Here is an 11,768-nt window from a genome sequence, read left to right as displayed (position 1 = left end):
GAGAGCTATATATAAAAAGTGGATGATTCGGAAAATTAAGAAATCTATATTGACACCTATTTGGAGATGTAAGAAAATAGAAATAGATATTTAGTTCAATAAACAGATGTAAGAGAAGTAAGTAAGAGCAAGAAATACAGTGCAGGTTGTAGAATTAGGTACATACATATGAGTCTTAGTTTAGTGTTTAGTTAGTAGAAGGAGACTTGGCAAGAGGAATTTTTTTGTTCTTTCATGCGAGGTTTTTTTGTTGTATACCTAAAACAAACTACAGGGAGGAGGATTGTCTTCGTGAAAAACTACTCAATGGGTAAGTTAACTTCATTGTTAACACTTTTAAATAACAGCAGCAGCGAGCAAACACTAAAAGATGAACTAAGCAGAAGAGGATACCGCTATACTGTTGGTAAAGTAGGAGCAATGGACTTATTTAAAGTTATTGCCGCTATTGAAACGACTGCAAAGTCAAATGAGATAATTGACGGAGACTCCTACAGAGAGGTTCATGCTCTATATCATACTATTTTAGAAGCACTGCAAGGTGTAGGGAGAGGCAATGTTCAATTTGGAGAAATATTGCGGACAGTCGGTTTGACATTTGGTATTGTACGAGGGGAAATTGAAAAGTACGGATATAATGGGGAATGGATCTGTGTCTGTATTTTCGGGACAATCGGTGCACCAAAAAAGGGTTTTGAGCATGATGCTTTAGGGCTTGGATTTAATCATATTTAATAAATAAATATTTACAAAATATTCTGTCTACATATATAATAATGGTATTCAGTTATTAGCCATTTAGCCGATTTTTAATTAGTTTATAAAACCAAATAAATTGTATGCCCATAGTTTATAGTCTATTAGGGGGCTGTATGAAGAATTCATTTTCTTTGTGCAGCCCCTTTTTTATTTAAAAAAAGCATAAAGAGAGGTTGAAGGATCATGAATATCCTACTTGATGGGAACCATTTGACGTTAAAGGAAATTCAATTAGTATTAGCCAACAAAGCGACGGTAACCATCCATGAAAAAGCTTGGGAAAATGTAAAAAATAGCAGAGCTGTTGTGGAGAAGCTTATTGAGGAGAAAAAGGTTATTTATGGTGTTAACACTGGATTTGGCAAGTTTAGTGATACGGTTATTTCAAATGAAGACTTAGAGCATTTACAAATTAACCTTATTAGAAGTCATGCTTGTGGTGTCGGTAAGGCCTTCTCTGAAGATATATGCAGGTTGATGCTGCTGTTGAGAGCGAATGCTCTGGCGAAAGGCTTCTCAGGAATTCGCCCGGAAACGCTCCAACTGCTGGTTGATTGTTTAAATTTCGGAATCTCTCCTGTCATTCCGAGTCAAGGCTCACTTGGAGCAAGCGGTGATCTTGCACCATTAGCTCATCTGGCCCTCGTCTTAGTTGGGGAGGGAGAGGCTGTTTATCAAGGGGAAAAGCTGGATGGCAAGGAAGCATTAAAGCGTGCTGGCTTAAAACCGATACAGCTTAAAGCGAAAGAAGGGCTTGCTTTAATAAATGGCACGCAAGCCTTAACTTCAGTAGGCGTGATAGCTTATTTAGAAGCACAATCCCTCGCTGTTTTAGCAGACAGAGTAGCTGCCTTGACGTTAGAAGGACTTAGAGGAATAGTCGATGCATTCTCTCCTGAATCCCATCAAGTAAGACCTTATCCAGAGCAGCAGGAAGTAGCGGCACGTATTCTTTCCTATGTAAAAGGCAGTCAATTAACTACAAAGCAGGGAGAGCTCCGCGTGCAAGATGCTTACTCTTTACGCTGCATACCACAGGTACATGGTGCTATATGGCAAACATTAAATTATGTACAAGAAAAGCTGATGATTGAAATAAATGCGGCAACAGATAATCCATTGATTTTTGCTGAAAGCGGAAAAGTCATATCAGGAGGGAACTTTCACGGTCAGCCTATCGCATTTGCGATGGATTTCTTAAGTATTGCAACTGCAGAGCTGGCAAATATTTCAGAGAGAAGAATTGAAAGACTCGTAAATCCGCAGTTAAATGATCTGCCAGCCTTTCTAAGTGCTAATCCAGGACTTGAGTCAGGATTAATGATTACCCAATATGTTGCTGCGGCCCTTGTTTCGGAAAATAAAACATTGGCACATCCCTCCAGTGTTGATTCCATCCCGTCGTCTGCAAATCAAGAAGATCATGTCAGCATGGGAGCTACTGCGGCACGCCATGCCTATGAAATCGTGCAAAACACACGGAAAGTGCTTGCAATTGAAGCTATATGCGGTGCACAGGCAGCAGATATTAGAGGTGCTGAAAAACTCTCTCCCCAATCAAAGATATTGCATGAAAAAATTCGTGCAGAGGTGCCATTAATCACAAGCGATCGTATCTTTTCCACAGATATTGAAAACTTAGCACAAGCTATGAAAACACAAGAATGGTCCTTTGCTGCGAAACTATCACTCTAGCTAAGGAATAAAAGTAGAAGATTATCCATCTAATTATATAAATGAGTAGCAGGAGGAATGGAAAATGAAACTTGAAAAAAATGCAATTAAAGCGCCGCGGGGAACTGCTTTGAATACGAAAGGCTGGGAGCAGGAAGCTGTTCTCCGAATGTTAATGAATAATTTAGATGCAGAAGTAGCGGAGCATCCAGAAAAACTGGTTGTATATGGAGGGATTGGCAAGGCGGCTAGAAACTGGGAATCCTTTGAACGAATAGTTGCGTCATTAAAAGAGTTAGAAAGCGATGAAACCTTGCTTATTCAATCAGGCAAACCAGTGGCCGTTTTTAAAACACATGAAGCAGCACCCCGTGTTTTATTGGCTAATTCTAATCTTGTGCCGGCTTGGGCAAATTGGGATACCTTCCATGAGCTTGATAAAAAAGGACTGATGATGTATGGCCAAATGACGGCAGGAAGCTGGATTTATATTGGCACACAGGGAATAGTTCAAGGAACGTATGAAACGTTTGCTGAATGCGCGAACCAGCATTTTAATGGAACGTTAAAAGGAACAATTACCGTAACAGCAGGACTTGGTGGAATGGGCGGGGCCCAGCCACTGGCTGTAACAATGGCTGGCGGTGTGTTAATTGGCATTGATGTCGATCGAAGCCGGATTGAAAAGCGAATCGAGACTCGTTATTGTGATGTACTTGCTGAAACATTAGATGAAGCAATTGCACTAGCAAAAGATGCAAAGCATGCGGGCAAACCGCTTTCAATCGGCTTGCTTGGAAATGCAGCTGAAATGCTGCCAGAAATGGTGAAGCGCGGATTTATTCCAGATATCATTACAGACCAAACATCTGCCCATGATCCACTTAATGGCTATCTGCCAGCTCATTTTTCTTTGGAAGATGGAGAGAGGCTTCGTTCAGAAAATCCAAAAGAGTATGTAAAAAAATCAAAAGCAAGCATGGCTGTACATGTAAAAGCTATGCTGGCAATGGAGGAGCAAGGAGCTGTCGCCTTTGACTATGGCAATAACATTCGTCAAGTTGCCTTTGATGAAGGAGTAGAAAATGCTTTTCACTTTCCAGGATTCGTTCCAGCCTTTATTCGTCCCCAGTTTTGTGAAGGAAAGGGACCATTTCGCTGGGTAGCATTATCAGGCGATCCGGAAGATATTTATAAAACAGATGAAGTTATTTTACGAGAGTTTGCTGATAATGAGCATCTGTGCAATTGGATCAGAATGGCCCGAGAAAAGATAGAATTTCAAGGCCTGCCAGCGCGGATCTGCTGGCTAGGTTATGGAGAGCGGGCCAGATTTGGAAAGATCATTAATGAAATGGTGGCACGCGGGGAATTGTCTGCACCAATCGTAATAGGAAGAGATCATTTAGATGCTGGCTCTGTTGCCTCACCAAACCGGGAAACTGAAGCAATGAAGGATGGCAGTGATGCAGTGGCAGACTGGCCGATATTGAATGCATTGCTCAACACGGCAGCAGGTGCAAGCTGGGTTTCTGTTCACCATGGAGGCGGTGTGGGAATGGGATATTCCCTTCATGCTGGAATGGTTGTTGTTGCAGATGGCACAGAGCATGCTGCCAAGCGCCTTGAAAGAGTGCTGACAACAGATCCTGGAATGGGCGTTGTGCGGCATGTGGATGCAGGCTATGAAGCTGCAATTGAAACGGCAAAGCAAAAAGGTATCCATATTCCAAATCTAAAGTAAAGGTTGAGATACAAGTGACAGATCTTCTTTATATAAAAAAAGCTTCACAAGTAATTACCGTAAGCGGAAGCAGTGACAAGCCGAAATCTGGAAAAGCAATGGCTGAAATAGGCGTCATTGAAAATGGCAGTGTCGTAATAAGCGGTGAACGCATTGTATATGTCGGTACAGATCAAGCAGCAGAGGAATTTGTTAACACGCAACCTGAGACTGTAACTTTTGTAAGTGGTGAAGGCAAAGTGTTAACTCCAGGGTTGATCGACCCTCATACACATATTGTGTTTGCAGGGAGCCGGGAACAAGAATTGGAAATGCGCTTAAAAGGCGCCAAGTATATGGATATTTTAAAAGCTGGCGGAGGCATTTTAAGCACGACGAAAGCGACAAGAGCAGTTTCTGAAGAAGAACTGATCGCACAGACCGCTAAGCGATTAAATCGGTTTTTATTACATGGTGTCACAACATTGGAGGCGAAAAGCGGCTACGGATTAACCTTAGAAGCTGAATTAAAGCAATTACGGGCAGCCCAAAAGCTAAATAACATACATCCCATTGATTTAGTTTCAACCTTTATGGGCGCACATGCTGTTCCTGCTGAATATAAAGAAAATCCTGACGATTTTGTTCAGCTGATTGTAGAGGAGATGCTCCCTGTCGTTGCTCAAGAAAAACTGGCTGAGTTTTGTGATGTTTTCTGTGAGGAAGGTGTTTTCACAATTGAGCAATCAAAACGTATTCTGGAGGAAGGAAAAAAGCTGGGGTTATTACCAAAGATTCACGCAGATGAAATTGTCTCTTTTGGGGGGGCGGAACTTGCAGCAGAGTTAGGTGCTGTGTCAGCAGATCATTTGTTACGTGCTTCAGAGCAGGGGATAAAGGCAATGGCAGAAAAAGGGGTGATTGCTGTGCTGTTGCCTGGGACTGCCTTTTTCTTAATGACTGAACCAGCCAATGCCCGAGAAATGATAGAAGCAGGCGTGCCAATTGCCCTTTCGACAGATCGGAATCCAGGCTCCTCTCCAACAGAATCATTGCCTTTTATTATGAATTTAGCTTGTTTAACAATGAAGATGACACCAGAAGAAGTGCTGACAGCCTGCACTATTAATGCAGCCCATGCCATTAACAGAGCTGAAGAGATCGGCAGTATTGAAGTAGGCAAAAAAGCAGATTTAGTTTTATTTGATGCTGTTAATTATCAAACACTTCAATACAATTATGCAGTTAATCTCGTAGATACAGTTATTAAAAGCGGCGAAATTGTAGTCAAAGGTGGTGCGATTTGTTGAAAGGAAAGAAACTTTCCATTCATATAGCTCGCTTAATGACAGATATTGATGAGCTCGGCCAGATTGGCATAAATGCTTTAGGTGGTCTTGACAGGACCACCTTTACTCAAAGTGAATTGGCAGCAAGAAATTGGCTGAAAGATCAACTTCATCAAGTGAATTTGATTGTTAAAACGGATCAGGCAGCTAATATTTGGGGCAAGCGTACAGGACAAGAAAAGCTTCCGAGCATTGTTTTCGGCTCACATCTTGATACTGTTCCAAATGGCGGGAAATATGATGGAGCGTTGGGTGTGCTGATTGCGCTTGAAATCATGAGAGTATTTGAAGAAAACGAAATAATGACAAGACATCCGTTACAATTAGTGTCTTTTAGTGCGGAAGAGCCGAACCCTTTTGGATTATCAACACTTGGAAGCAGAGCAGTTACTGGTAAATTAACAACAGAGGAAATTTTAAATGTAGCAGATCCAGCAGGAACTTTACTAACTGATGCCTTACAGGCAGCAGGCGGCGATCTGGATACTTTTGAGAATTGTGTGCTTCAGCCTGAGGAGTTAAGTGCCTATTTAGAAGTGCATATAGAACAAGGCAAAAGATTGCTAAATAGGTCCGTTCCCATCGGGATAGTAACGGCCATTACCGGAATTTATCGTGAGAGCATTACGGTAATTGGCGAGGCGAACCACGCGGGAACGACAATTATGGAAGATAGAAAAGATGCTTTAACTGCCGCTTCGGAGCTTATTTTATCCCTTGAGCGTGCCTGCTTAAATCATCCTTCGAATGAAGTGGTTGGCACAATCGGCAGGATGAACATACTCCCTAATGCGCCAAATATTATCCCTCACAAAGTGTGTATGACTTTAGAGATTAGAGGGAAATCATCTGTAGAAATACAAGATATATTGGCGGCATTTACGACAGAGTGCTTACGAGTGACAGAAAAGCGGTTTGTTCATATAGACAGGAAGGTCTTGCTTAATCAATCGCCTGCAAGTATGGATGCATTCATAATTGATACGATGAAAGAAATTGTGAGTAACTGGGAATATCCTTATTATCTCCTTGGCAGTATGGCGGGTCATGATGCTGCCCATATGGCGAATATCACCAAAAGCGGGATGCTGTTTGTTCCAAGTCTTGGCGGAAAGAGCCATTGTCCAGACGAGGAAAGCCGCTTGGAAGACATTGAAAAAGCAGCAAATACTTTGCTGCATACAATTCTTATGCTAGATCAAAAATTAGACACATAAAGGGGATAATAGATTGAGTGTTTTATATATGGCCGATTCTATTTATATAAATAATCAATTTCAAAAAAATCAAGCAATCTATGTTTTAGACGGAGTCATTAAAGAAATTGGTCCTAAAAATCGCTTATTAGAAAAATACAAAGGCGTTACTGTAATTGAATGGGAAGGAAAAGCAATTGTGCCTGGCACTGTGAATGCTCATAATCATTCTTTTCAAAGCTTATTAAGAGGAATTGCTGTAGATCGCCCATTTCTAGAATGGAGAGATCAAGCACTTTACCGTTATACTCCCTTACTAGATGAGGAGGCAATTTATACAGGTGCCTTATTTGCATTTGGAGAAATGCTGAAATACGGAGTTACGGCAGTAAGTGATTTCTTCTATGTTCATAATGGCGGTACTGCTACAGATGAAGCTGTCATTCAAGCTGCTAAAGATTTAGGTATTCGTCTCGTTTTTGCAAGAACAATGTACGATTGGGAAGGGGCCCCAATAAGTTATCGGGAAACAGTGGGAGAGGCAGTGGACCGGACACGAAAATTAGCGATTAAGTATCAAGGTGATTCCATGGTTTCCATTCATCCTGCACCTCATAGTCCTCATGCAGCTTCTCCTGCAATGATTCAAGCAGGACATCGCCTCGCTAAGGAGCTAGGAACACCCTTTCATATTCACGTGGCAGAAGAAACATTTGAAGTCGATGAAATCCTTGAAAAATACGGCTTGCGTCCAGTTCATTATCTCCATTCACTTGGTGTGGTAGATGAAAGCATGATTGCTATTCATTTAGTGTGGTTAGAAGATAGTGAAATAAAAATATTAGGCCAAAAAAACGCAAGGCTTGCGTATTGCCCATCCAGCAATATGTTTTTATCAGATGGAGTAACAAGAATTCCTGACTTACTGGATGCGGGAGTTCGCATTTCACTCGGATCTGATGGAGCTTGCAGCAATAACCGCATCAGTATTTTTGAAGAAATGAGAATGTGTTCTCTGCTGCAAAAAGTTACACGCCTTGATGGAACATGCATTAATGCTAAACAAGTATTCGACATGGGCACAAAAGCAGGAGCTGAGATGTTGCAGCTTCCAACTGGAGAGTTGAAAGTAGGCATGAAAGCAGACTTTGTTACATTAGATTTAAATGATTTATCTCTTTCTCCTAAATCTGAACTATTTGCCAATATAGTCTATTCCATGCAGCCAAATGCTATTTCAGATGTTATCGTCGATGGAAAGCTGATAGTAGAAAACGGTCAAATTAAGACAGTTTCAGAAGCGGAAATTGTGAAAAGGGTAGACAGCTTAATGGAAAAATGGCAAAGCATACAAGAATAATAAAAAGATGCAACCAAAAAAATGCTGGTTGCATCTTTTTGTTGAAACAATATAATTCCTAACTCCGTTATAAGTATTGGTAATAAAAATAGAGGACTTATTCAAGTTTTGTTGGAGATGGAAAGTATGAACAACCAAAACAAATCGCAGTTTGATTATTATTTATTGTTAATCATTCTGCTGTTAATGATAATCAGCACGATAAATATCCAAAGTGCTCAAAAATTTCTGCCATACACAGCAAATTTTGCTGGCCAGCAAGTATTTTGGTACATAGTTGGACTGGTTATGTCGGCTGTCGTTTATTATTTTGATTTTGAACAAATAAAAAGAATGTCTTTTTATGCTTATTTATTAGGAGTATTATTGCTTGTTGCCTTATTTTTTGCTCCTTCGTCGATTGCACCTGTTATTAAGGGAACGAAAGCCTGGTTTGTGATTGATAAGATTGGCTCCTTGCAGCCTGCCGAATTCATGAAGGTATTTTTAATTGTTTTCTTAGCAAAGGTCACCGTCGACCATAACAAGAACACCATTCATCGAACAATTGCGACTGATATAAAATTAATTGGGAAGATTTTGGGAGTTACAGCGATTCCCATCCTGTTTATCTTAAAGCAGCCAGATGCAGGAACAGCAATGGTTATTGCCACCATTATGTTTGGGATTATTTTTGTGTCAGGTGTAAATTGGAAGCTGCTTGTCATATTCTTCTCGAGCGTAATTTCCATCATTGGTGCCTGCGTTTATATCTATATATATCAACCTGATACTTTATTGTTATTTCTAGATCAATATCAAATAGAGAGAATCGATTCATGGTTAAACCCGTTTGAATACAGAGGAGGAATAGGATATCAGTTAACACAATCAATCTTGGCCATTGGCTCAGGGACAACATCAGGCAAAGGTTACTCCAATGGAGAAGTCATTATCCCCGAAGCCCACTCGGACTTTATATTTTCCGTTATTGGGGAAGAATATGGATTTTTTGGGGCAAGTGTTGTATTAGTTTTATATTTTCTGCTAATCTATCGAATTATTAGAATCTCAATAAACAACAAAGGAGAATACGAAAGCATCATTTCGGCTGGAATTATATCAATGTTAACCTTCCATATTTTTGAGAATATTGGCATGGTAACAGGACTTGTGCCGATTACCGGTATTCCTCTGCCTTTATTAAGCTATGGCGGTAGCTCCATTTTCGGAACGATACTGTCCTTAACATTAGTATTAAATATCTCTGCTAAAACGAAATACTATATGTTTGAAGGAAATAAGTATGATTAGCATTGTTATTGGCAGACTAAAAACTAACAAAGCATAACTATACGGAATTAAGGGTATACTTTATTGAGTTATCCAAAGAAGATTATTCTCTTATGTATTTTAGTTTGGTGTGGCTGGAGAAAGTTAAAGAAATTTTAAATAAGTTTATAAATAAATACCCTTGTTAAGGAATAAATAAAGTTACAGGGTTATTTGGAAATTTGCAGACTTATTTAATTTTCTTTATTGTCAGCTTAAACCTTTCACATAATACATATTAGAAAGGAGAGAAAAAAATGGAGTCAATATGGTTGGAATATGCTTGGGCATTGTTGATTTTAATTGGCTTAGAAGGGTTGTTATCTGCTGACAATGCATTGGTTCTTGCAGTAATTGCGAAGCATTTACCTGAAGATGAGAAAAAAAGGGCAATAAATTACGGTATAATTATCGCCTTTATTTTTCGATTTGCAGCACTGTTTGCGATATCATTTATTGCAAACGTCTGGCAGGTACAGGCAATCGGTGCCGTTTATCTGCTTTATTTAGGCTTAAAGCATATCTTTAAGGCATGGTTTAAGAAAGAAAAGCCGCATACGGAAGTGGAAGAAGAGGCTAAAGGAAAGGGCTTCTTACCTACTGTGGGAAAGATTGCATTAGCAGATTTAGTTTTTGCGATTGATTCCATTTTAGCGGCAGTTGCTCTTGCCCTCGGCCTTCCTGATTCACCGCTTGGTGAGTTCGGCGGTATGGATGGAGGACAGTTTCTCGTTGTTCTTCTTGGTGGGATTGCCGGCCTAGTTTTAATTAAATATGCAGCCACATGGTTTGTACAGCTGCTTGATAAGCGACCTGCATTAGAAACAACAGCATATGTAATTGTAGCTTGGGTCGGTGTCAAGCTTAGCGTAATTACCCTGGCACACGAAGATATTGGTGTACTGGACCATCATTTTCCCCATAGCACTGGCTGGACGTTAATCTTTTATGGAGTATTAGTAGCGGTAGCATTAATCGGCTGGTTTGCGCCAAACAATAAAAATAAGGCTAAGAAAGACCCTGCGTAAAAATCAAAAGCTTTATTCCCTTATCCACTTGGGAGTAGAGCTTTTTTAGTGTATTTTATAGCATTAGAAATAATAACTCGGGGCATCTTAGTAGCAGAATGGAGGACTAGTTATGAATTATCGAATGCTCTTATCTCTTTTTGTTATTTTTTTTAGTTTATCTACTGCTGCTGGAGCCGCAGGGGAAGTGCCTTTAACAGCTGCATTTGTGCGCAACAATCAGCTGTGGGTGAAGGAGGGAAGTGAAGAAAGACAGCTCACCTATTCTCAGCATGTATACAACCCTAAATGGTCCTTTGATGGCCGTTTTATTGCGTATATAGATGGGGATGAGCAAGGTGAAAAGTCTGATCTGTATATTTATGATATGGTCAAAAACGAAAGCTATCAACCATATGTGCAAGTGAGTGCAACGGATTACAAATGGTCACCAAATAATAATCAGTTAGCTTATAATGATCAAGGAATATTAAACGTCACTAAAATAAAACATGGACGGCCTGAAATGTTTGAGAACGTTTCTTTAGGTGTCAGCGGATTTGAATGGTTTCCGAACGGCAAAGAATTTATTGTGTCTTCTCAATCCAATTTATTACCGACAGGTTGGGGCCCCATTGAATTATTTAAAGTCGCAGCTGATGCAAACTTACAACAAGAAAAGATTCATCCCTTTTTTACAATCCTGACTAATAAAGATTTATTTGCAATAACGGCAGAGGAGTTTAAGTGGAGTGATGATGGAAAGTGGCTTAGCTTTCTGGCTATTCCGACAGCATCCTGGTCCAATGACAGTAATTCATTATGTGTTATTACAGCAAAGGGAGAACGTTTTCAAGAAGTCGGCAAAATGCTGAACAATCAGGATTGGTTTAATTGGGCCCCGAATAAAAATCAGCTTGCCTATATTTCTGGTGAAGGAAGATTTCTCGTTGAAAATAAGCGGACAACCATCGCAGAAATGCCTGCTTTTATCGGACAGAAAGTTTATACACCAAAGGGGGATGTTGACTTGGATTTGTCATGGTATTCTCCTGATGTAGTGATTGTTGCTCGTTCTAAGGAAAATAAAGAATGGAAGGAAGGCCCGGTACCTACAATGTATACTAGCCTTTATTCCATTCATTTGAAGTCTAATGACCAAAAGCAATTGACAGCACCTAAAGAAAAGGAACGAGATGATACCCCTCAAGCCGTTAATGGCTATATAACTTGGGTCCGGCATATGGAAAATGAGCAAAATAATGTTTGGATTAGAGAAGGGCTTGAAGGCAAAGATAGTATATGGATTAAAAATGTTGAGTCTGAACCTGTTTTTTATATAGAGAAGCATAAATTATAGCAGCTTGTAAAAAGGCGTGAGTATGGAGA

General features: G+C 40.0%; 9 protein-coding genes. All 9 read left to right on the top strand.

What is annotated here, in order from left to right; translation table 11 throughout:
* The first annotated feature begins 306 nt into the window (after positions 1-306).
* The gene (hutP, locus tag LXM54_RS12505; protein ID WP_233315659.1) at positions 307-735 is read left to right on the top strand and encodes a hut operon transcriptional regulator HutP; all 429 of its coding nucleotides are present in this window, start codon (positions 307-309) and stop codon (positions 733-735) included.
* 207 nt (positions 736-942) lie between these two features.
* Positions 943-2,454, top strand: coding sequence for a histidine ammonia-lyase (hutH, locus tag LXM54_RS12500; protein WP_233315497.1), 1,512 nt, complete (start codon positions 943-945; stop codon positions 2,452-2,454).
* 64 nt (positions 2,455-2,518) lie between these two features.
* The gene (gene hutU, locus LXM54_RS12495; protein ID WP_233315496.1) at positions 2,519-4,177 is read left to right on the top strand and encodes a urocanate hydratase; all 1,659 of its coding nucleotides are present in this window, start codon (positions 2,519-2,521) and stop codon (positions 4,175-4,177) included.
* A 14-nt stretch (positions 4,178-4,191) separates the two neighbouring features.
* The gene (gene hutI / locus LXM54_RS12490; protein ID WP_233315495.1) at positions 4,192-5,466 is read left to right on the top strand and encodes an imidazolonepropionase; all 1,275 of its coding nucleotides are present in this window, start codon (positions 4,192-4,194) and stop codon (positions 5,464-5,466) included.
* Entirely contained in the window at positions 5,463-6,722 is a 1,260-nt protein-coding gene (locus LXM54_RS12485) for a Zn-dependent hydrolase (RefSeq protein ID WP_233315494.1), read from the top strand. Before hutI ends, LXM54_RS12485 begins: the two co-directional genes overlap by 4 nt.
* Positions 6,723-6,735: 13 nt before the next feature.
* Positions 6,736-8,061, top strand: coding sequence for an amidohydrolase family protein (locus tag LXM54_RS12480; protein ID WP_233315493.1), 1,326 nt, complete (start codon positions 6,736-6,738; stop codon positions 8,059-8,061).
* Positions 8,062-8,187: 126 nt separating this feature from the next.
* The gene (locus LXM54_RS12475; RefSeq protein WP_233315492.1) at positions 8,188-9,354 is read left to right on the top strand and encodes an FtsW/RodA/SpoVE family cell cycle protein; all 1,167 of its coding nucleotides are present in this window, start codon (positions 8,188-8,190) and stop codon (positions 9,352-9,354) included.
* Positions 9,355-9,629: 275 nt separating this feature from the next.
* The gene (locus LXM54_RS12470; protein ID WP_233315491.1) at positions 9,630-10,400 is read left to right on the top strand and encodes a TerC family protein; all 771 of its coding nucleotides are present in this window, start codon (positions 9,630-9,632) and stop codon (positions 10,398-10,400) included.
* 112 nt (positions 10,401-10,512) lie between these two features.
* Positions 10,513-11,739, top strand: a complete 1,227-nt coding sequence (locus tag LXM54_RS12465) for a TolB family protein (RefSeq protein ID WP_233315490.1) — start codon at positions 10,513-10,515, stop codon at positions 11,737-11,739.
* Positions 11,740-11,768: the final 29 nt, after the last annotated feature.

The organism is Bacillus sp. Au-Bac7 (genome assembly GCF_021341655.1).
Taxonomy (GTDB): Bacteria; Bacillota; Bacilli; order Bacillales; family Cytobacillaceae; genus Niallia.
The sequence above is the reverse complement of the archived record's forward strand: the minus strand, read 5'-3'. Positions and strand labels throughout refer to the sequence as shown.

Excerpts from the sequence above, each read along its gene's own strand:
- LXM54_RS12465 (WP_233315490.1), top strand. The coding sequence starts at position 10,513 with ATGAATTATCGAATGCTCTTATCTCTTTTTGTTATTTTTTTTAGTTTA.
- hutU (WP_233315496.1), top strand. The coding sequence starts at position 2,519 with ATGAAACTTGAAAAAAATGCAATTAAAGCGCCGCGGGGAACTGCTTTG.
- LXM54_RS12470 (WP_233315491.1), top strand. The coding sequence starts at position 9,630 with ATGGAGTCAATATGGTTGGAATATGCTTGGGCATTGTTGATTTTAATT.
- hutP (WP_233315659.1), top strand. The coding sequence starts at position 307 with ATGGGTAAGTTAACTTCATTGTTAACACTTTTAAATAACAGCAGCAGC.
- hutH (WP_233315497.1), top strand. The coding sequence starts at position 943 with ATGAATATCCTACTTGATGGGAACCATTTGACGTTAAAGGAAATTCAA.
- LXM54_RS12475 (WP_233315492.1), top strand. The coding sequence starts at position 8,188 with ATGAACAACCAAAACAAATCGCAGTTTGATTATTATTTATTGTTAATC.